The organism is Saprospiraceae bacterium, assembly GCA_016713025.1.
Classification (GTDB): domain Bacteria; phylum Bacteroidota; class Bacteroidia; order Chitinophagales; family Saprospiraceae; genus OLB9.
On the sequence record JADJPZ010000004.1, the window covers coordinates 997642 to 1021159 of the forward strand.

The 23518-nt window shown below is 38.3% G+C and carries 17 protein-coding genes; 8 read left to right on the forward strand and 9 right to left on the reverse strand.

The window, feature by feature from the left end; translation table 11 throughout:
* Positions 1-13: 13 nt before the first annotated feature.
* Genes IPK35_10710 through IPK35_10725 form a run of 4 tightly spaced genes read right to left on the reverse strand, consistent with a single transcriptional unit; the run spans position 14 to position 3946 of the window.
* A complete protein-coding gene (locus IPK35_10710; protein ID MBK8053716.1) occupies positions 14-934 on the reverse strand; it encodes a helix-hairpin-helix domain-containing protein in 921 nt (306 codons plus the stop codon).
* 13 nt (positions 935-947) lie between these two features.
* Positions 948-2357: an HD domain-containing protein gene (locus IPK35_10715; GenBank protein ID MBK8053717.1), complete on the reverse strand. Its 1410-nt coding sequence runs from the start codon at positions 2355-2357 to the stop codon at positions 948-950.
* Between the two features lie 20 nt (positions 2358-2377).
* Positions 2378-3373: a tRNA dihydrouridine synthase DusB gene (gene dusB, locus IPK35_10720; protein ID MBK8053718.1), complete on the reverse strand. Its 996-nt coding sequence runs from the start codon at positions 3371-3373 to the stop codon at positions 2378-2380.
* Positions 3374-3391: 18 nt separating this feature from the next.
* On the reverse strand, positions 3392-3946 hold the full coding sequence (locus IPK35_10725; protein MBK8053719.1) for a hypothetical protein: 555 nt from the start codon (positions 3944-3946) through the stop codon (positions 3392-3394).
* A 778-nt stretch (positions 3947-4724) separates the two neighbouring features.
* Between IPK35_10725 and IPK35_10730 the strand changes: the two genes are divergently transcribed.
* The 3 genes from IPK35_10730 to IPK35_10740 all read left to right on the forward strand — a co-directional run bounded on the left by IPK35_10730 (position 4725) and on the right by IPK35_10740 (position 15665).
* Positions 4725-9761: a T9SS type A sorting domain-containing protein gene (locus tag IPK35_10730; protein ID MBK8053720.1), complete on the forward strand. Its 5037-nt coding sequence runs from the start codon at positions 4725-4727 to the stop codon at positions 9759-9761.
* A gap of 118 nt (positions 9762-9879) precedes the next feature.
* Entirely contained in the window at positions 9880-14367 is a 4488-nt protein-coding gene (locus tag IPK35_10735) for a T9SS type A sorting domain-containing protein (GenBank protein MBK8053721.1), read from the forward strand.
* 335 nt (positions 14368-14702) lie between these two features.
* On the forward strand, positions 14703-15665 hold the full coding sequence (locus IPK35_10740) for an NAD(P)-dependent alcohol dehydrogenase (protein ID MBK8053722.1): 963 nt from the start codon (positions 14703-14705) through the stop codon (positions 15663-15665).
* A 257-nt stretch (positions 15666-15922) separates the two neighbouring features.
* Here IPK35_10740 and IPK35_10745 read toward each other — a convergent pair whose 3' ends face one another.
* Entirely contained in the window at positions 15923-16537 is a 615-nt protein-coding gene (locus IPK35_10745) for an inorganic pyrophosphatase (GenBank protein MBK8053723.1), read from the reverse strand.
* A 103-nt stretch (positions 16538-16640) separates the two neighbouring features.
* Here IPK35_10745 and IPK35_10750 point away from each other — a divergent pair, with 103 nt between their 5' ends.
* The 5 genes from IPK35_10750 to IPK35_10770 all read left to right on the forward strand — a co-directional run bounded on the left by IPK35_10750 (position 16641) and on the right by IPK35_10770 (position 20811).
* Positions 16641-17192 (forward strand): cob(I)yrinic acid a,c-diamide adenosyltransferase, encoded by a 552-nt coding sequence (locus IPK35_10750; GenBank protein ID MBK8053724.1) that lies wholly within the window; start codon positions 16641-16643, stop codon positions 17190-17192.
* On the forward strand, positions 17193-17672 hold the full coding sequence (locus IPK35_10755) for a DUF4442 domain-containing protein (protein MBK8053725.1): 480 nt from the start codon (positions 17193-17195) through the stop codon (positions 17670-17672).
* Positions 17673-17808: 136 nt separating this feature from the next.
* Complete coding sequence (coaD, locus tag IPK35_10760) at positions 17809-18282, forward strand: pantetheine-phosphate adenylyltransferase (protein MBK8053726.1); 474 nt, start codon at positions 17809-17811, stop codon at positions 18280-18282.
* Between the two features lie 16 nt (positions 18283-18298).
* The gene (pruA, locus tag IPK35_10765) at positions 18299-19930 is read left to right on the forward strand and encodes an L-glutamate gamma-semialdehyde dehydrogenase (GenBank protein MBK8053727.1); all 1632 of its coding nucleotides are present in this window, start codon (positions 18299-18301) and stop codon (positions 19928-19930) included.
* Between the two features lie 155 nt (positions 19931-20085).
* A complete protein-coding gene (locus tag IPK35_10770) occupies positions 20086-20811 on the forward strand; it encodes an NUDIX hydrolase (GenBank protein MBK8053728.1) in 726 nt (241 codons plus the stop codon).
* Between the two features lie 439 nt (positions 20812-21250).
* Here the strand turns inward: IPK35_10770 and IPK35_10775 are convergent, their stop codons facing one another.
* From IPK35_10775 to IPK35_10790, 4 genes are all read right to left on the reverse strand, one after another.
* A complete protein-coding gene (locus IPK35_10775) occupies positions 21251-22105 on the reverse strand; it encodes an MBL fold metallo-hydrolase (GenBank protein MBK8053729.1) in 855 nt (284 codons plus the stop codon).
* 45 nt (positions 22106-22150) lie between these two features.
* On the reverse strand, positions 22151-22669 hold the full coding sequence (locus IPK35_10780; protein MBK8053730.1) for a 6,7-dimethyl-8-ribityllumazine synthase: 519 nt from the start codon (positions 22667-22669) through the stop codon (positions 22151-22153).
* An 80-nt stretch (positions 22670-22749) separates the two neighbouring features.
* Positions 22750-23079 (reverse strand): tetratricopeptide repeat protein, encoded by a 330-nt coding sequence (locus IPK35_10785; protein ID MBK8053731.1) that lies wholly within the window; start codon positions 23077-23079, stop codon positions 22750-22752.
* A 157-nt stretch (positions 23080-23236) separates the two neighbouring features.
* Positions 23237-23446 (reverse strand): hypothetical protein, encoded by a 210-nt coding sequence (locus IPK35_10790; GenBank protein MBK8053732.1) that lies wholly within the window; start codon positions 23444-23446, stop codon positions 23237-23239.
* Positions 23447-23518 lie beyond the last annotated feature (72 nt).

Below are 23518 nucleotides of genomic sequence, written 5' to 3' on the forward strand. Positions count from 1 at the left end.
TATCTTTCAAAGCCTATTCATCCTTTACTCCTAAATATGGCAGGATTTTCAAGCCTGTCTCTTCTTTTAGAGATCTGATGCGGCTTATATGTTTTGCATCTGTGAATGGGCCATGCTGTTTTTTGTACATTAATAAGGCATTGGCAGTTGCTCCTGATATATAAGGATGTTGTACAAAGGTTTTGTAATCAGCTGTATTGATATTTATCTTTTTGATCAGGTCAGGATCGACAGTGATTTGATTTTTGATGCTCTGAAAAATGGTGTCATGAATCACATTTAACTCTGTCAACTGGTCAGAAGACAGAAAACCTCCGGTTCTTTTTCTCATTTGAATTATTTTGAAAGCAGTAAATGGACCGATACCTTTGATACCTACCAATTCCATGCTGTCTGCTCTATTTAATTCTATGACCCTAATGACTTTATCTGATCCTTTGATTTTTGGCATTTCAGGATCATTACTATTGGTGTATTGTGTAGTGTATTTTGTAGGATATGTTATAAAATCATCGAGTTCATCTACCAGTTTTGGATCTATACCATATATCTCTTTAAACTTTTCACGGGTGTATATGATTCCCCCTTTTGAGACATAATTGACAAGGCTCTTGGCTCCATATTTATTAAAGCCCAGCAATAATAATGAGTCATAACTTATGTCATTGGGATTGAAATTGTATTTAAGGCGTTTGACTGATCCGGATTTATCTCCTGTATCGTCCCATAGATCAGAAATGTCATTAGCATTGTTAGTTTCATTTTCTTCCGTATTTAGTGTATCAAAATAGTAATCCTTTATAATTTGTGGTGGTTGTGGCTTTGTGTAGGGCCAAAATTTAAATGCTGAGATCGTGACGGAACTCAGAATAAGAAAAGCGATGATGCCTCGTCTTTCCTGTTTGGTAAAAGTAAAAAAATCCTTGTAGTCCATATCCAACAGAAAATTATATCAACTTCAAATCTTTTGCTTTGTCTATCATAAAATCGTAGGCCGGTTGATAAGCATTTGCAATTTCCCCATCGAGAATGGCTTCTCTGATAGCATTTTTTATTATTCCTACTTCCCGGGATGGTGGTAGTTTGAGTATGTTCATGATATCGTCACCACTGATGGGAGGTTGCCAGCTGCGCAGTTGATCTTTCTCCTCTACTTCTTTTATTTTTTCAGTCAGGATTTTATAATTGTCCTTATACCTTATGACTTTGCCTTCATTTTTTGATGTTATGTCTGCTTTACAAAGCGTCATCAAGTCTTCGATGTCATCTCCTGCATCAAAGAGCAACCGTCTCACCGCTGAGTCAGTAACTTCATCATTGGTCAATGCTATAGGACGCAAGTGCAGCAATACCAGTTTTTGTACATATTTCATTTTTGAATCCAAAGGTAATTTCATTTTCTTAAATATCCTGGGAACCATAGCAGCACCCAAAGCCTCATGCCCATAGAATGTCCATCCTAAATTCTGGTCAAATCTCTTAGTAGGAGGTTTGGCGATGTCATGGAGAATGGCTGCCCATCTTAACCATATATTTTTAGTTTCTTTTGAGATATTTTCAAGTACTTCAAGTGTGTGATAAAAATTATCTTTGTGTCCTATGTTATTTCTGATTTCAACTCCCTGCAAAGCTGCCATTTCTGGAAAGATGATGTGAAGCAAACCGGTATCATAGAGGTAATTAAATCCTTTTCCGGGACGGTCTGATGCGATGATTTTCTCCAGTTCTGTTGTGATTCTTTCCTTGGACACAATATTTATCCTGTTCTTATTTTTGGCTATGGATTTATAAGTACTGATTTCAATTTCAAAGTCCAATTGTGTTGCAAATCTGATGGCGCGCATCATCCTCAAAGGATCATCCGCAAATGTTTTATCCGGATCCATGGGAGTTTTGATGATTTTATTTTCTAAGTCATAAAACCCATTGAACGGATCAATGATCTTCCCATAATCTTCTTCATTGAGACTTACTGCCATAGCATTGATAGTAAAATCACGTCTGTTCTGATCGTCTTCAAGGGTACCGTTTTCCACGGCAGGTTTGCGGCTGTCTGCACTGTATGATTCTTTGCGCGCACCTACAAATTCGATTTCGATGTCTTTGTGTTTGATCATGGCTGTGCCAAAGCGACGGTACACTGCAATATGGGGTAATGGAGTAAGTTTTGAAGCTAATTTTTCAGCAAGAGCTATCCCGTCGCCAACACACACTACATCGAGATCTTTGGATTCTCGGGCGAGCAATCTGTCTCTCACATAGCCTCCCACCACATATGCGGCTACATTCTGTTCCCGAGCTGCTGCCTGGATGAGTTCGAAAATACTTCTTTCATATGGTTTGATATTGAAGACCATCTCACTTGATTTGTTTGTAGTTAATAGCTCACGGGCAATTCCAGATAGTGTTCTTTCATTTCATCCAATATCCCTAAAACAGACTGACTATCCATTTCAGTAACAAGTCTTGCCCTGAATTCCTTTACACCCGGTAATTCGCGGAAGTAGTTGGTATAATGTCTTCTCATTTCTACAATACCGAGTTTCTCACCTTTCCATTCTATACTCTTTAACAAGTGTCTGCGGGCCACTTCCACTCTCTCTTCTATATCAGGCGGCGGTGGTACTGTACCATCTTTCAGATAAGATTTGATATCCCTGAATATCCAGGGATAACCTATACTTGCTCTACCAATCATTATACCATCAACCCCATATCTTTCCTTATATGCCAAGGCTTTTTGAGGTGAATCAATATCACCATTGCCGAAAATGGGGATAAACATCCTTGGATTATTTTTTATATCACCTATGAGTGTCCAGTCAGCTTCCCCTTTGTACATTTGTTTTCGGGTACGGCCGTGTATGGTGAGGGCCTTGATACCAATGTCCTGAAGTCGCTCGGCCACCTCGACAATATTTAACGAATTTTCATCCCATCCGAGCCTGGTTTTGACAGTGACAGGCAGATTGGTCGATTTCACTACTTTTTCTGTTAATCTGATCATTTTTGGAATGTCCTGCAGTATCCCGGCACCTGCCATCTTGCATACTACCTTCTTAACAGGACAACCAAAATTGATGTCTAACAACTCAGGATTTGCTTCTTCCACTATTTCTGCTGCTCTTCCCATAGAGTCTATTTCTGCACCAAATATCTGAATACCAATAGGTCTCTCATCATCCCATATATCAAGTTTTTGAACACTTTTTGTGGCATCTCGGATGAGACCTTCCACAGAAATGAACTCAGTGTACATAAGATCACTGCCTTGTTCCTTACATACAGCTCTGAAGGGCGGATCACTGACGTCTTCCATCGGTGCCAAAAGCAGAGGAAACTCACCAAGCTCCGTATTTCCGATTTTAACCATGTTACTCTTAGAAAATTACTAAAAATTGTATGAGGCTCCAAACCAGTATTCTACTACTGAATTCTGAAATGATCTTGCATTTTCATTGGCTATGTACATTAATTCGACGCCGAATCTCCATTTTCCAAAGCCACTCGAGTAACCCAGCCCAACTAATGGGTAATTTATTTTAATTGCAGTTGGATCCGAATCATACTTCATGAATGCGTATTCGGTTTGAAAATAAAGTTCATCAATAATTTTTGCTCTCCCATACAAAAAACCCCCTAAATCAAATAAAGATGGACCATTGACATTTCTTTGATCATAAAAGAATTTTCCACCCCCGCCTAAGCTAAATCTTTTATGGAGTTTATACCCAACATTTATTTTGGAAGAAACGGAAAGGCCACCAAAAAATCCCAGGTTACCAAATCTGATTTCCGGATTAATTTTTTCCATCAGGCTTATCTGTTCTTCCTTTTGTTTGGATTTCTTTTTGGATGTCGTCCTTTTTCTGACTTGAGCATCAACATCTGTAGCCGAAGCCATCAAAATGACTATCAACATTAAAAAGCCTGCCAATTTTTTCATAAACTGCTTTGATTTACTGATTGAACAATCGACAAAAGTAAACATTGGTAAGCAAAATGGCTGTAATGATCTTGCTTTTTAACTAAAAATTATCATCATAAGGGACATTAGTTGTAGTGGTAACTAAATTTTTCTAAAATCCAACTTCATTCACCGCACAAATCAAGCTAAATATACTTGTATCAAAATGATAGTATTGGACTCCTCATGGATGATCCGATTTGTCTCTTCTGTCAAAAGGTGAAAGTTTTAATTGAAAGCTTTATTAACCGGAGATTTGAATAAAAAATACCAAATATCCACTGAAAATAAGGTACATTGAATTACTTTTTTATGCGCAATGTAATTTGCTGTAAAATAACTGATTATATGTCATAATTTTTAATTGATCATTGCAAGTTATAGAATAACAATATTTTATAAATTACAAATATGTTATATGTGATTCATATTACGATAAAATAAATGTCAAAATTTTTATAATTTTTGATAACCGTTTATATCGTTGTCTATGAACTATTTTAAATATTATATTAAGATTTAATGTGACATTCATATTAAAATAACTGCTTATGCATCTATGTTTTTGGTCTGAAATTTGGATTTGTAATACAGCAAGATGTGTGAACGATAATCAGTTTTTATGAAAATGATGCAAAGTCTTACAACCTGCCGGTAACCAAGTAGTACACAATATAAGCCTGAAATATCTTGAGTGGTATGTAAGGTAAATATATTTTTATTAAGCAATTACGAATTTTACAAAATCCATCAATCGATGAAGAACCCATTACTTACACATTTTTTCAGGCTGATGAAATCAAATTTCTGGAAGCCTATCAGAGTCACTGCTTTTTTGACTTTGGTGATTACCAGTGGTGCTTTGTGCCAGACACCTGCCAGTCCTGCAAAATCGGAATGCACATGTCTGAATAATGCTACTACTCCAACTAATGGTCAGTATCGCGACTCCATTAGGTTTAATGCCACCCCAGGTCATGTGTGGGAGTTGATAAGTCCTATTTCAGGATTTTATCATCCTGCGTCCCTACCACCGCCGAATGTGCCAATCATTTACTTACCCGGTACCATAATACCAGAAGTTTCACCGGGTGTTTTTGCGATTGCAGCCAAAAGAGTATCAGGACAAGGTTGGTCTGTCGGAATCAGAAACAAAAACACTGGTGAAATGAATACGGTCACACCCTCACAGGTCTGTCAGTACCCATTGCATCCTACAGCGATTCTGTTTACGGGAGACGCCAATGTATGCCCCGGAGCAACTGGTAAAGTATACACACTTTCTTCCGGACCGACATACAGCAGTTTACTTTGGTCTTTGCCATCTGGTGGAACGATTACTGGTGGGTCTACTACAAGTGCCGCCACCATCACCTGGGGTCCAACGCCAGGCAGGTACAGCCTCGGTGTCAGTGGTATTGCTTCCAGCTACTCTGGTCAGCCTTTAGGATGTTCATTTACATTGAACAGACCTATCGATGTAGTGGATGTAGCTGACTACACGACTATAAGAGGTGATTTTGGCAATTGTATAGGTGCAACCGAGAGTTACTCCATTGCAGCTACCTCAGCTCAACTAAATCCTGCAACAATTTCTTGGGGCGTTTTCACTGATCCGGCAGCTACTATAACTGCTGTTGGTATTTCAGTGACAAATCCTGGTGGTTCTATCAATTCCAGGACGATCATCTGGCCCAATGCAATTGGAGTATATTACCTGGCAGTAAGAGGTCAATTCAGAATAAATTCGTCTGCAGATTACTGTTCATTTACCAGCATACAGCGCATAGACATTGTCAATGAAACTACAGTGCCTCCTATGGCATGCAAGAGTCTTGTCAATATTTCTATGAATCCTGACTGTGAGCTCTATTTTCAGGTAAGTCAGTTTCTGGAAGGACAGACCTTACCTGAATCATCGTTTGATATCATCATCAGAGATCTTGCTACTGGAGCTATCATACCGTACGGAGCTTTAGGTTATCCTTACGTTGGGAAAACATTGGAAATCAAGGTAGTCCATGAGTGTAGTGGCAACTCTTGTTGGGGTTATGCCAAAATAGAAGATAAATCCATCCCTGATCTGGTATGCCCTCCCAATCTTACTATCGACTGTGATGACATTGATAGTTTGAATATCACTGGTTTTCCGGTGATGCCTGTGGGTGCAGATACTACACTTATAGCTAAAAACAGCTGGAGAGTGACCGACTTTGACAGGTGCAGTGATGTGACTATATCATATGTGGATACAGCTGTGACCTCGTGTACAGCTACTTTCAGTTCTGTCATCACCAGAACATGGAGAGCAACAGACAACTATAATAATACATCTTCTTGCAAACAAACCTTAAGTGTCAGAAGATCAACATTGAGAGATGTCATATTTCCGCCAAGCTGGGACAGTATAGCAGGGCCAAATCCGTCATTAGTAGCATGTGGAAATTGGAAAAAAGAACCTTATATACTTAACGGTATAGTTCAGACAGATTCAGTACCATCTCCTGATCACACAGGTTGGCCTATAGGTATAGCTTGTCTTAAGTCTCATGTGACCTATACCGACAGAAAGTTACTGCTTTGCGATGGCAATACAGAGACATATAAGCTTTTCAGAAAGTGGAGGGTTTTTGATCATTGTGCAAGCAAAGATACATCTTATACACAGTTGATAGCTGTGATGGACAATCAGCCTCCAGATGTGACTTGTCCAGCTGATGTAACGGTTAAAGGATTTTCTGAAGGTGGTGCAGCTATATTGAACACTGATAATTACAAATGTTCAGGAGATTGGGTAGTGAGACCTCCAATATTAATAAGTGACTGTTCTGCTGTGACCTGGGATGTATTTTTCAAGCTTGCTGATAAAGATGGCAAAGCTCCTGTTGGCGCAGAATTCGTAAAATCTGATGGTCAAACCATAGTTGAAGGTACAAGACCGGCCTTTAGAAAGGTCATTGATACACTTGATAGACCTTTTACTATCAAAAACTTACCTGTTGGTCAGACTTGGATTCAATATGTTTTCACAGACAAATGTGGTAATATCTCCATTTGTAATACAGAAGTTTTTGTTATTGACAACCAACCACCTGTAGCTGTTTGTGACAGAAACAGTGTAGTAGCAATATCAAATGCTGCCGTGAGCGGACAAGCCATAGGTGTTGCCGGCGTATTGACATTTGACGATGGTAGTCACGACAATTGTGGTATTACATGCATGAAGATACGAAAAGTTGATAGTCTGACAAGCTGGACCAGTTTACCATGTGACAATAAGTTGACATTCAGATGCTCAGACGTTGGCAAAAGTATTATGGTGGAGCTGGGAGTGTGGGATGCCGACGGCGCATTCAATTCCTGTATGGTACATGCCAGAATTCAGGATAACATTTTCCCTACAGTCAATGCACCTGCAGATATGACCATCAGCTGTAAAGCAAACGTTGATAATCTGAGCCTTTATGGTACAGCCACAGCATCTGACAACTGTACCCACACGCTGCGTGACTCTATAGTCAGGGATCTCAATACTTGCGGTGTTGGTACTATCCGAAGATTTTTTATAGCTACAGACGGATTTGGCAACAAAACAGTCAAATCACAATTGCTTACTGTGCACAATTTGTCACCTGTTAATACTGGTGATATCAATTGGGGACCTGAGATAGTTAACAGAACAAACAATAGTTGTATAAGCAGAATCACCCCTGAAGATTTAAACGTGGCAAGGCCAGAATTGTCATCTAGTGCAAAAGCCAATAAATGTTCTAACATGGCTTTTTCTTATGAAGATGTCGAGTTTAAGTTTTCTGATGGTGTTTGCCGCAAAATACTCAGAACATGGACAGGTATAGACTGGTGTCAGAGTGGCGTCTCATTTTCAAAGTCACAACTGATCATGATATCCAATACCGTGGCACCGGTTATTGTAAATGGTTGCCATCAGGATAGCTTGAAGATATCTCCTGAAGGTACTTGCCAGGCAAGAGTAGAAATTACTGCCAGAGCTACCGAAACTTTATCTGGTGATTGTGTCAGTAATAAGTTAGTCTGGTGGTACGACCTTGATGTCGATGACAATGGTTCTATTGATTTCAAAGATGTGGAAGGCAATGTATTCAACAGATTGCTCAATTACGGCAGACACAGACTTATCTGGTATGTGAAGGATGATTGTAATAATGTGACTTCATGTACCAATATCTTTACTGTGCGTGATACCAAAAAACCGACACCGGTGTGTGTCTCTGATTTAGTGACCGTCATCATGCCCACATCAAGAGAAGTGAGTATCTGGGCTTCAGATTTCCTTACTCCTTCCACATTTGACAATTGTAGTCCTTATGCTCAGATCCGTGCTTCATTCTCTACAAATCAATCAGATATATCCAGAACTATCAGATGTAGCGACCTGCGTGGAGCTGCTTTCAGAGATACGGTTTTCAATGTGTATGCTATAGACCAGGAGGGAAACAGTGATTTCTGTACTGTAAAATTAAGAGTACAAAGCAACAACAATTCTTGCCTTCCGGCGATAATTGAGTCAGTAGGCTTTAAAGGAGCTATTTACTCAGAATCTGCAGAAATGGTGCAGAATGTACATGTGGGACTGATGTCTGATCAAGTAGAGTTTCCTAAGTCTGTGATGACATCTACGGATGGCAAATGGACAATGGCAGGACTCAAAATGTATAAAGACTATATCGTCACAGCAGATAAAAATGATGATGTGCTCAATGGTATTTCCACACTTGATTTAGTCCTGATACAAAGACATATTCTGGGACTTCAGGAATTGGATTCTCCTTACAAATTGATTGCTGCCGATGTGAACAATTCACAGAAAGTAACCGCTGCCGACCTTGTTGAATTAAGAAAAGTGATTTTGGGTATAAAATCAGAGTTTGCCAACAATAAGAGCTGGAGATTTATCGATGTGGCACATCAGTTCCGTGATGCTAAAAACCCATTCCCGTTTGTTGAAAAACTTTCGATGACGAAAGTAGATCATGATGTTGCTGGCCTTGATTTCTATGCAGTGAAGGTAGGTGATGTGAACGGAACAGCGCGCAAAAATGCAAATTCACCTGTAGCCACTGAACCGAGAACGACTGTACAACTCGAAGCCAATAAAGTCAATGTCAAAAAAGGTGAAGTAGCTGTAGTCACTATAAAAGCCAGTGATTTACATAGTGTTACAGGCCTTCAGATGACACTTGGTCTGAACCATAAGTACGCTGAGCTGATCAATATTACATCAGATGTACTCCAATTGAAATCTGAAAATCTTGGATTAGTACATCTTTCTGATGGTTTGATCCATCTGAGTTGGAATGACCAAAACCCAGTAATGGTGAAAGATGAGATGATCAGGATCACTTTCAGAGCACTTCAGGATATCAATGATATGAATGTGGTGAAATTGGAGAGTGCTTATCTGACCCCTGAAATGTACATTTCAGAAGGTGCAGGCATCAATACACTGAAAGTAACGCTTCAATCTGTAAATACATCCAAGTCTGCTGCAGATCAGTTTGAGCTGTTCCAAAATGTACCCAATCCATTTAATGCTGCTACTGTCATAGGATTCAACCTTCCTGCAGCAGAAGTAGTGACACTCAAGATCTTTGATCTGACAGGAAAGCTGATCTACCAGACGAAAGGCAGTTTCAATAAGGGATACAATACCTTCAGTTTAGATGCCAATGAGCTCCAGCTGAATGGAGTATTGTACTACCAGGTAGAAACGGAACTGAACTCAGCGAACCGCAAAATGATCATCATAAAATAACACACATATAAAATCAAGGTGAACAAGCCGGAGGAAGACGAAATAGTCCGGCTTGTTGATCTTCATCATTTTTAACATGACACATAACAGATTAAATCAAAATTTAAAATTTATTACAATGGAAAGACCCTTATTTACACAAGGCATTTTTCTGAACTTAGTTTCAGGAAACTTTAAAGCGATGGTACGGGCATTCTCAATTGTTTTAACCATAACTCTTATACAAAATTTTGGACAGGCACAAGTCAATTGCAATACGATATTAGCTTGTAGTGACGGAGTGCAGATATCATTAGATGATGATTGCAATATGACGATCAATCCATACATGATGATGCCCCAATATACATATCATGCAGATAGTTTTGATGTGGAAGCAACTTTCTTAAATGGAACTTCCTTGCCTACGGTCAGCGGAGGTACCGATTTACGAGGGAGAATGATCAAAAGGGTTCAAATAGACAGAACGCATGTAGGTATGACTTTAAAGGTGAAAGTCTCGTTGCGTGGATGTGGTAATTCATGCTGGGGCCATGCAGCTATTGAAGATAAGCTGGCACCTGTGATTAGTACTTGTCCGTGCGAGGAGAGAATCACAGGGTATACAGGTACAATACCATCAGGCTCTCCAACTTTCAACCGGCCAAATGTGGGATGTGGTACATTTGTAAATGGAGTGAGTTATGTCACGCGTAGTTTTGCAGTGGATAGCAATGGGGTGGTGGATATATCCTTACCGCAGACAAATACCTGGATATCATTATATCAGGGTACCTTCACTCCCGAAAGCCCATGTACAAACCTCATTGCTACTGATGATGATAATATTAGTATTTCTCTGGCGAGAAATAATACCTATATTCTTGTCATCAGTACATCAGGTGTGGGTGGAAATCCTGCTTTCAACGTTTTTATGGATAGTCGCAAAGGAAGTATAAAATCTTCTGTCACTGCTCTTGTATGTGAAAGTACATGCGGAAGTGAATCAATTATCCTTAATGATGCTATTACGAACAGACCTGTATTTACAGATGCATGTGGTGGCACTATCACTTATACCAAAACAGACTCGGTCACAATCCTTCCATGTAGTGCCAGATTTGGTAAAATCATCAGAAGACAGTGGACAGCGACTGACCCGAGTGGCAACAAATCGCTTGTGAAAACGCAGTACTTTTATATCAAGAGAGCGACTATCGCCGAAATCACATGTCCAACAGACTGGATCAGAGATTGTACAGTTTCATACACAAAACTACCAAATGGTGCACCACATCCTACTATGGGTCCAAACCCAAGTGGAGCTCCTGGTGGAACTGGTTGCGAAAACATCCAGATATTTTATGATGATATCGTTTTTGATCTTTGCGGTGCCGGTATCAAGGTAAACCGACGATGGACGATCATTGATTGGTGTACAGGAAGGGATACTGTTTGTAGTCAGCTGATAAAGATAGAAGATACACAGAAGCCGATAATCACATGCCCTGCTGACATTATAAAAATTCCTGGATCTTTAGAAAATCCTGCAGATATTATCTCTGTTTCATCAGATGGATGTACAGCATCATGGGATGTAAAACCTCCTGTTTCTATAAGTGATTGTTCAAAAGTAACTTACGATGTTTTCATCAAGTTGGCCGGCAAAGATGGTGGTGCACCTCCTGCAAGTGTTCCATTCGTCAAAGTGGACGGCCAAACATGGGTTTCAGGTACAAGTCCTGCTTATGCATCTACTATACCTCAGACAGATCGGTCATTCCGAATTGAAGGCTTACCTTTAGGTCGTACGTGGTTGAAATATGTGGTGACAGATGAATGTGGCAATTCAACAGATTGTTTTACAGAATTAGATGTGGTAGATCGTACTCCTCCTACAGCTATCTGTGAAGATGAGACTGTTATTTCTATAGATGATACAGGTTGGGGTGTGCTGAAGGCAATTTCTCTGGACGACCACAGTACTGATAATTGTACACATCCTGACTCACTTAGATTTGAAGTCAGACGTAAAAACAAATTTTGTCCTGGATATGCCACAGATACCATGTTCAGAAGTGAAGTCAGATTCTGTTGCAGCGATGTGACAGCTCCTGAATCTTATCACGCAGTAGTATTGAGGGTACATGACAAAGCAGGAAATTTTAATGAATGCGAGACCACTATAAAAGTACAAAATAAGAGACCTGTCATGATACAATGTCCTACCAACAAATCATTGACTTGTGGTGATAGTAGAATTGGTACCTGGGTGTCAGGAACTCAGGCTTTTGACACTACCTTTTTTGGCAAACCTACAGTAACAGGAGTATGTGCAGATGCGAATGTGGCAAGCCGAATCATCAGCAACACTATTAATTCTAAGTGTAATACAGGAACAGTGAGCAGAGAGTGGTACCTTGTATCACAACCTGCCGTGAAATGTACACAGCAGCTGACTATCATATCCCCTCCTTTCAATTCGTCAAGTGTGACATTTCCTGCTGATATTACATTATCAACCTGTGATTTGGGCAAAGCGACGCCTGACTTTCTTAACAGTAAACCAATTGTTTCTAATTTGGGTTGCCGGGATATTGGTATTTCATTTTATGATCAGGTATTCAGAGATGTGCCCGGTGCTTGTATTAAAGTAATCAGAACTTGGAAAGTTATAGACTGGTGCAGCTATGCCGCTAACCCTGTAGTCGTTGAGCAATCTCAAAAAATCCTTTTGACTGGTACCGGACCTGTGACATTTACAGGATGTAACAATCGAACTATCACAGCTAGTCCAGGCAAATGTGATACCACAGTGACACTTTCTGTAAACCCCATGGATGACTGCACTGATGAGGAGGAATGGAAATATTCTTGGACATTGAACCTTGATAGCGACAAAGGCAGTTCAATTGATGATAACGGTACTACAAACAGTACTACTCAAAATCTTCCAGCGGGTACACACAGAATAAGTTTTACTGTAACAAATGTATGTGGGACTCAGTCCATATGTGCATATAATATTACGGTGATAGCCAACAAAGCTCCCACACCTGTATGTTATGGAGAGATAGTGTGGGTGATGGACCGATCTGGAACGACCGATGTATGGGCAAATGATTTCATTCAGTCTACCAGTACCAATATCTGTGGCAGAGCGGCTCAGTTTGACTACTATATTTTCAAAAGAGATAACAATAATATAGTATTCAATACTACGACGACAGGTATAACATTAACCTGTGCAGATATTCCAAATGGTCAAGTCGCGAGAATTCCACTAAAAGTATATGTGAGAGATCGTAATAGTGGATTATCGGATTTCTGCAATGTCACATTAATTCTACAAGATTCTCCATTGACCAATGCATGTACAGATAGACCAAATCTTTTGCCAGTCATATCCGGCAGAATATCGACAGACAGAAATGAAGGTGTTGAGGAAATTGAGGTATCTCTGAAAAACATGACTAGCTCAGCTGAAATCAAGAGTATGACAAAACAAAACGGTGAGTACAAACTGGAAGGAGTGGATGTTTTTGATCCAAAATCTATGGGAGCATACAAAAATAATGATATTCTTAACGGTGTATCCACATTGGATTTAGTGATGATACAAAGGCATATTTTAGGAATTCAGAAAATTGATTCACCATACAAATTGTTGGCAGCTGATGTTAACAATTCAAGGAATATAACTGCAAGTGACCTAGTTTCACTCCGAAAGTTGGTTTTGGGAGTCACCAATGAATTTGACAACAATACTTCATGGAGATTTGTACCTTCATCGTATGTATTTTCAGATGTAAACAACCCATTTGACTATCCTTTCAAAGTGAATTTTGATTCTCTCTATGAAGATAAAAAGAATGTCAACTTTACAGCTGTAAAAGTGGGAGATGTAAATGGAAGCGTGGTAGTCAATGCCAAATCAACAGAATTCAGATCAGGCAATACGCTCTTCACTTCTGATGAGATGAAATTTTCTGCTGGTGAAATTGTGAAATTTGAAGTCCGCGCTGGTGATGATATGTACATATTAGGTACACAATTTGGAATGCATTTTAATGCCGATCAGTTGTTGTTCACTGGTCTGACAAGTGGAGCATTTGATATCAAATCACAACATTACAATCCGTTTAATGCTCCAAATGGCAAACTAAATTTCAGCTATGATATAGCTAACGGCAAATTGCTGAAATCTGATGAAGTTTTATTCACCATTGAGTTTAAGGCTTTGGCTGGTGGAAATACCAAGAATATCAGATTAGATCAGTCCGTCATCAGACCTGAAGTGTATGATGTAGATGGATCTGTGCGCAATTTGTTAATCCAGACAAGAGATAGAAATATCAGCCACAGCCAAAATAGTTTGTACCAGAATGAACCAAATCCATTTAAAGAGTCAACTGTCATTTCTTTTGAATTGGCCAAACCTGAATTTGTGAAATTGAGAATTCTTGATCTTACTGGTAAGTTGATATATACTTCAAATGGTAATTACGAAAAAGGTTTCAACAGCATCAATGTGAATAATACACAAATTGGGACTTCTGGTGTGTATTACTATCAGATAGAAGCAGGAGAATTTACCGCAACTAAAAAGATGATTTTAATCGAGTAATGTGTTTATAAAAATGATTCTGGGTTTTATAACCGGATATGGCAACATATCCGGTTTTTTTTGGTTCTAACAATACTATTTTATTAGGACGTACTTTACGCAAATAGAGGATTTTTAACGTAAACCTAAAAATCTTAAAGGAATTTCCTATTCCAGACCAAAATTACTGCAAAATAAGGCTCCGCCGCCGCGGATCATTTTTGACTTCGCACCATAGCGATGCTATGATTTGTCGTCAAAAAAAACTTATTTTATTGTACTTTTGATCTTCATTAGGGAACTCATTTTAGATATTTAGGTTAAACAAATTCAACAAATAACCACAATGAATATTCATGAAAGCATTCGTTTTAAATGAATTGCACAAATATCCGGAATTACAATCTACTACATTTCCTACTTTGGGTGATGATGATGTGTACATCAAAATTAATACGTCTTCATTAAATCACAGAGATCTGTGGATAGTTAAAGGCATGTACCCGGGTATATTATTGAATTCAATTTTGGGTTCGGATGCATGTGGCGTTTCTGGAGGAAATACATTTGTGATCAATCCTGGACTATTTTGGGGTGATAATCCGTATTGTCAGTCATCCGCTTTTCAGGTTTTGGGTATGCCATCTCCTGGAACTTTTGCTGAGCATATTGCTATCAATAAAAAATATCTCTATGCATGTCCTGCTCATTTGACAGAAATTGAGGCCGCAGCCATTCCTTTAGCCGGTGTAACAGCGTACCGGGCCCTTTTCAAACGAGCATTAGTAAAGAAGCAGGATAAAGTGCTTATATCAGGGATCGGAGGTGGAGTAGCCCTTTTTGCAATGCAGTTTGCCCTTGCGGCTGGATGTGATGTGATAGTGACTTCTTCCTCAGACTACAAAATTGCAGAAGCTATTGATCTGGGTGCTCAGGCAGGATATCTTTATACTAATCCTGATTGGCACAAAGAATTTATCCATGATTTTGGAGGCGTGGATGTGATTGTGGATGGTGCATGTGGTCAAGGATTTAATAATCTGATAAAAATCTGTAATCCTGGAGCACGTATAAGTTTCTATGGCGGCAGTGCAGGAAAAATAGATGGATTAAACCCTCAAATCATTTTTTGGAAACAAATTACAATCGCCGGATCGACTATGGGTTCTGATCAGGATTTTGCTGAAATGATTGATTTTATTTCAGTGCACCAGATCAAACCAGTCATAGACTCTGTTTTTCCTTTTGAGCAGATACCAGAAGGGTTTAGTCGGATGGAATCGGGACTTCAGTTTGGTAAAATTGTATTCCAGCATTGATGGACTTCAAAAATTCGTTTTCATGGTGTACCAAGATCGCAAATAAAAACTTAGGTTATTCGAAAATTACTTAATTCTACTTTGTCACCTTCACTTTCATCAAAGTGTAATCAATCGGTTACTTAATATTTTTTCATGGTTGAAGATAAATGTATGGTAAAATAGGGTCACAGCTGTTGGGTTAACCTAACAGTTTCAAATCAATCAGAATATCCGTATAATTTGACAAAGAAGAATTACATGTGATGATTTTATCATCATCTTCTGTAGTGATGGTGATAATCATTTATACTTGCATTGATGACTTCATAGGCTGTGTTTTTACCATATACTTCATCAATAAAGCAAGAAGGATCTTTATGTGGCATTTGTTTGTAGGTCAGAAAATAATGTTTTAATCTATTGATTATGGTAACAGGTACGTCCTGAATGTCTTTCCATAGGCCATAAACATCATCATTTTTCAACACCGCTATGATTTTGTCATCGGCTTCGTTATTATCTATCAACCTAAAACCACCAATAGGAAACGCTTTTACTAAGATATCTCCGTGGGTGATTTCGCGCTCTGTAAGCACGAGAATATCTAATGGGTCACCGTCTCCTTTTATATTACTTCTGCCTGTTGATAACATATTAAGTTTAGCTACATCTTCTGCACAGTAGGTCTGTGGCAAAAATCCGTATAATGCTGGGACAATATTGCTAAATTTCTGTGGCCTATCCACTTTTAAATATCCAGAATGTTTATCAATTTCGTATTTAACAGTGTCACTTGGAATGATTTCAATAAATGCTGTAACTAATTCAGGAGCTTCATTTCCTAAATCTACGCCATGCCATGGATGAAGTTTGAAAATATTTGTAGTCATACGTTTTTTTAAGAGCACAAAGGTATTTATTACATCACATGATTAAAGTTTATAAAATGTTAAAGATTTGTTTTTATCTTTGATCGAAAATTTAGTCCTTCTTATGAAAATTTATACAAAAACCGGGGATGAAGGCACCACAGCTCTTTTTGGTGGTAAACGAGTGCAAAAGGATGATATTCGCATCGAAGCATATGGAACTGTTGACGAATTAAACTCATTTATCGGTTTGCTCAATGCATCATTTCAGGAGGCAACGCAAAACTATTTTCTCTCAGAGGTGCAAAAAAGACTTTTTACAATCGGGGCAAATCTTGCTTCAGACCCTGAAAAAAAAATGATAACTCCTGATATCAAAAATGATGATATTCAGACACTTGAGAATGCTATGGATACTATGGATCAATTGTTGGAACCGTTAAAAAATTTTATTTTACCTGGCGGTGATACCGTGATAGCACAAGCGCACATATGCAGGACAATTTGTAGGCGCGTTGAAAGAAGGGTTATCACCTTGAATAATGTTTCACAAGTGGATCCTGCGATCATCATTTATTTAAACAGATTATCTGATTATTTTTTTGTGTTGGCAAGATATCTATCCCACAGAAATAATATTGCAGAAATTCCCTGGATACCTAGAAAAAATGTATAAATGAATAGTCAATCCCGGATATACCAAAAAAGAATGCTTAACCCCTTCTGGTTCAAAATCGGAATGCTCTTCAAGTTACCATCCGTTTTTTTTTGGGGAATAAGAGTTACGAAGTTAGATGATAGAAATTGTGAACTTACAATTCCCTTTTGCTGGAGGACCCAAAATCCGTTTTCATCTGTTTATTTTGCTGCTCTGGCTGGCGCGGCTGAGCTTTCTACAGGGGCTTTGTGTCAGCTGCATCTTGCGGGAAGAAAACCCCATTCTATGTTGGTTGTTGATTTTAAAATGAAGTATCTGAAAAAAGCCAATTCAAAAATAACTTTTGTTTGTAATCAGGGCGATGAACTGAGCAATCTATTGGACCAACTTAAAGATCCTGGTGATACCGCCACGATGACCATGATATCAACAGGACGGAATATACTGGAGGAAACTGTTTGTCTCGCTGAAATCACATGGTCATTCAAAAAGAAATAGAAAGAATCTATGAAAAGCTTTTTGCATTTTTAAATAGCATTAAATTGATGAAAACAGGTTTTTTGTAATATTTTTTGTATCAGAACTGTTATTGTCGTTACTTTGCTACATAATATTCAAAACTCTCTAAAAATAAATGAAAATTGCAGTTTTTCCGGGGTCATTTGATCCTATTACCTTAGGTCATGTCGATCTTGTCAGACGAGCAGTTCCATTGTTTGATAAAATAATCGTAGCTGTTGGAATAAATAATTATAAAACTACCTTATTTTCCTTGGAAAAAAGGATGGAATGGCTTAAACAGGTTTTTAAAGGATATGATAATGTTGAGATTTCTTATTTTGAAGGACTGACTGTAAGGTTTTGTCAGGAACGCGGGGCACATTACCTGATCAGAGGATTGAGAAATGCTTCAGATTTTGATTACGAAAAAACCATAAGTCAGATAAATACCATCATGGGAAAAGAAGTAGAAACAATCTTTCTGATAAGCCAGCCTGAATATTCACATATAAGTTCCACAATCGTAAGGGAAGTCATAAAAGGCAACGGAGATGTATCAGCTTTTGTCCCAAAAAACATTTCAAAAGAACTTCTAAAAATCGACTAACCAAATCAATATTAATATGTCAAATGCAATATTTCAGGTGCCGAAAGCTCAAAATGAGACAGTGCTGTCCTACGCACCCGGCTCACTTGAAAAAATAAATGTTAAAGCAGCTTTACGAGAGCTCAAGAGCAAATCTGTCGAAATCCCAATGTATATCGGAGGTAAAAAAGTATATACAGCAGATACCAGAAAGATACACCCACCGCATGAACTCAATCACACATTGGGGACGCATGCAGTTGGCGCAAGAGAACATGTAGATATGGCCATTGAAGCCGCATTGCAAGCTAAAGAGCAGTGGTCAGCCATGGCGTGGTATGAGAGAGCATCCATTTTTTTGAAAGCAGCAGATCTCATAACTGGTCCTTATAGAGCAAAAATGAATGCAGCAACTATGTTAGGTCAATCTAAAAATATATTTCAGGCTGAAATTGATGCTGTCTGCGAACTGGCGGATTTTTTCCGGTTCAATGTTCAGTTTATGACAGAAATATATACACAGCAACCTGAAAGCAGCAGAGGTATCTGGAATAGGTTGGAATACAGACCATTAGAAGGATTTATCTTTGCATTAACTCCTTTTAATTTTACGGCCATAGCAGGAAATCTTTGCGGAGCACCTGCCTTGATGGGCAATACTGTCGTCTGGAAACCAGCTGAAACACAAATTTATTCTGCGGCAGTGATCATGGAAATTCTGGAAGAAGCAGGCCTGCCTCCGGGAGTTATAAATCTCATATTTGTAGATGGCCCTACTGCGGGTGACGTTATTTTTAGACATCCTGATTTTGCAGGAATACATTTTACGGGAAGCACCGGAGTCTTCAACAGAATTTGGAAAACTATCGGCGAAAATATGGCACTTTATAAATCTTATCCGAGATTGGTAGGGGAGACCGGAGGTAAAGATTTTGTAATAGCACACCCATCTGCCGAAGCGAAAGAGGTCGCAGTCGCTTTATCCAGAGGTGCATTTGAATTTCAGGGACAAAAATGTTCGGCTGCATCGAGAGCTTACATACCTGAATCATTGTGGCCTGATGTAAAAAAATACCTGGTATCAGATCTTCAGGATTTCAAAATGGGAAGTACTGAAGATTTCAGAAATTTTATAAATGCAGTTATTGACGAAAAAGCATTTGATAAAATAACATCATTCGTAGCTGCTGCCAAAAGTGATCCTGATGCAGAAATCATTACAGGTGGAAATTTTGACAAATCTAAGGGGTATTTTATTGAACCAACTGTAATTAAGGTAAATAACCCTTCCTATATCACCATGTGTGAAGAACTTTTTGGACCCGTACTAACCATTTATGTGTATCAGGATCATCTTTATAATGAGACACTAGAACTGGTTGATAAAACAGGACCTTACGCTTTGACTGGTGCTATATTTTCAAAAGACAGATATGCACTTAGCACCGGTGTACAAAAATTGTCCAATGCTGCAGGTAACTTTTATATCAATGACAAGCCTACAGGGGCCGTTGTTGGTCAGCAACCATTTGGTGGTGCCAGAGCTTCTGGAACAAATGATAAAGCAGGTTCAATTCTCAATTTATATAGATGGGTATCAGCGAGGACTATCAAAGAAACATTTGTTTCTCCGATAGATTACAAATATCCATTCTTGGGCGAAGAGTAATCTTAAACCTGAAACAAAAGGATTTACTTTTTACGTAGGCAGGGGCAGGGAGGAAGAAAATTTGAATTTGTTCAGTATGGTATACATACAGGAGCCTTATTGTCCTTATTTTTTCAAAAAAAAACTTAACTTCGCACGGTCAAAACAAAATAAAAATGCCTCCAACTTCTGCCCAGAACATAAATACATGGATCACTCAGATACATAACGACTTTAAAGCGGCTGTGTCTGTTGATTGTGTGATTTTTGGATATGATGACAATTCACTGAAGATATTAGTTTCCCGGTGCGATATGCCGCCCTTTGAAAATGAGTATTCTCTCCTCGGCGATTTAGTGAGACCCGAAGAAAATACTGATGAAGCAGCTAAAAGAGTTTTAATCGCCAAAACAGGTTTTGATGATGTGTTTCTTGATCAAGTTCAGGTTTTTAGTAATAAAGGTAGACATCCTTTGGGTCGCGTGATTACTGTGGCATACTATTCCTTGATAAAAATAGATGATGACCATCTTGCTCACATCCATCCCAATAATTTTTTACGCTGGATTCCTGTTACAGAAGTCCAGTCATTGGCATTTGATCACCTGGAAATTATGAATACTTGTCTTAAAAAACTTCAGAAACACCTTCGGGAACAACCTGTTGGTTTTGAATTGTTGCCACAAAAATTCAGTCTTCTTCAGCTTCAACGATTGTATGAAGTAATTTTAAATATTCATGTGGACAAACGCAATTTCAGAAGAAAACTCAAGTCGTTAGGTATTCTTAAAGACATTGGTGAAATACAGGAAGCGGTATCCCACAGGCCGGCAAGATTATATACTTTTGATCATACTGTGTATGAAAAGAAAAAAAATGCAGGTTTTAACTTCGAACTTTGAGTCAGCTTAGAAAAATCTTTGAGCAAAAATTGATTAAAATAATTATTTATAATACATAGGTAATCAAGTATTTGTATTTAATAAGATAAGGCGATTGCTGAAGCTGTGCCACCTTTATCCTGAATAAATAGTTAACATAGAATATTTAGAAAAAATATATTATCATAATGTATTTTATATCAAATAATTATGTTTTAGATTTCGTATTGGATTTTCTGTTTAGTATAAAACCTAATATCTAAAATGTTATTTGTAGTGAGTGTCTCAAATACAAACTGCCCGCATCGAAGGCGGCTGTTAAAATCAGCACTTTTAGCGACATGTTATAGTCGATTCTATGATGCGAAGCTTAAAGTGATTCGTCGTGGCGGAGACTGATTTTAAAGTATTTGGAAGTCGTAATAGATTATCATTTTAGACTTTTTGCTAGTATATAATCCTACTTGATTATTTCAGAAAGAGACACGGACTCCCCAAAAATCACTCTGCCTGTCTCAGTTTTGATGATATTACCGCAAGCAACATCCAGATCATGTTCAAAAAACAAGAAATGGTTACCATCTGTTGCTCTTTCGTGCAGCAATTGTTTTTCAGCAAGTGTGTCCAAAGGTCTCATGTCATATGCCATAATGTATGGTAGCTGTACATGGTGATGCGATGGAATCAGGTCAGCACAATAAATGAGTGTGTTGCCTGAAGGCAGTTTTATGTAGGGGATCATCATTGCTTCTGTATGACCGTAAACAAAGCTCACAGAAATATTTTCGGTAAATCTGATACCTTCCTGCACATCCAAAAACTGCATCATTCCCATGTCTTTCAGTGGAACAAAATTTTCTCTTAGAAAAGATGCTGCTTCCCTGGCATTGGGGTCATATGCCCACTTGTAATGTTTCTCATTGGACCAATAGGTAGCATTTGGAAATACAGGAATGATTTTTCCGCCTACATCATGAGTAAGAGCACCACCCACGTGATCAAAGTGAAAATGTGTTATAAATACATCTGTAATATCTTCACAGTTTAATCCAATTGTTGAAAGTGCTGAAGAAAAATCCTGACTGTCATGTGGATAAAAATGTTTACTAAACCTTTCATCCTGTTTATTACCGACGCCTGTGTCTATGAGGATTTTTTTATCCCCATCTTCTACCAACAGACACCTCATTTGCCAAGTGCATAGATTTTCATCGTCAGCAGGATTCAGATTATTCCACATTCTTTTAGGCACCACTCCGAACATGGCACCGCCATCCAATTTAAATTTACCGGTTTCAATGATATGTAATTTCATATTTATCAGATATTAAAAACTATAACCTAAAAAAATATTTGGCTGTCAAAACCCAATTTGTTTTTTATCCCCGTGCTTAATTTCTTTGGCGAGATGTATCATTTTGATAGCCGTATGGGCGGCTTCGATACCTTTATTACCGTGTTTACCTCCTGATCTGTCAATAGCTTGCTGCATATCATTTGGAGTCAAGACTCCGAAGACAACTGGTTTGCCAGAAACAATACTTAGGTTCATGATGCCAGTTGCTACTGCATTGCTGATGTATTCATCGTGTTTGGTTTCTCCTTTGATTACACAGCCAAGACATATGACTGCATCCAATTTTTTATTGGCAAGTATCATCTTTGCCGCAGACGGCAGTTCAAATGCCCCAGGTACGGTTACAGATAAAATTTCGTCATCTTTGCAGCCGTATTTCTTTAATTCAGCTATACAAGCGTCTCGCAGGCTGTAAGTTACATCCTTATTCCATTCAGATGTAATGACTGCAAGATGACTATTTACCAAGGGTTGTATTATTGAACCTTGTGAATTGGAAAGGTTTTTTTTCTTTTCCGCCATGTCTATAGAATTTATGAAAATAAAAAAGGCAGAATTTAAACATAAATCCTGCCTTTTGAGTTTATTTTTTAAGTCAAATTTTATTGCTGGAATCTGGCAATCAGCTTTTCTGCATCTCTGAATTCATTGGAATCAGGATATTTGGTTTTTATTTTTTCCAATTGTTCGACAGCTTCCTTAGTTTTGCCTTGTGCATGATATAAGAGAGCAAGTTTGTGAAGATAATATGGTGTCAGCAACTCATTGTCAGATGATGCTGCATCCTGATAATATCCTAATGCTTTGTCTTTGTCTCCAAGTTCTGCAGTGGCGTCTCCCAGTGCACCGTTTTTTGTGATAGCCGTTACTTCATCAGAAGCAGAATAATCTTCCAGATAGGTAATAGCATCATCATACTTTCCTAAATTCAAATAAGAAACACCTGCATAATATGACGCGAGATTAGCTGCTTTGGTACCGCTATAGTTGTCTATGATGCCTAAAAACCATCATATCCACCTCCCGGATTTTCCAAAGCCAGAGCAAATGAATCCTTTGCAAAAGCTTCTTCAGCTTTGTACATTGCATTCACAGCATCTTTTCTCTCGGTCCGACATAAAGGTATTTGTAAGCAAAATATAATGCTACAATTGCTCCCAAGCCAATGATCACATAAGTTATTAATTTTTGATTCTTATCAAAAAAGTTTTTTACTGTGGGTACATTACTTCCCTTCACCTCTACCACATCAACAATCTCGTCTGCTATGTCAGAAGATTTACCTTTTCTTTGTGCCATATTGTAAGATTTTTAAAAAATTTGCGCAAAGGTAATAATTCCACTATATTTTTTTATAAAACAGCAAAATTT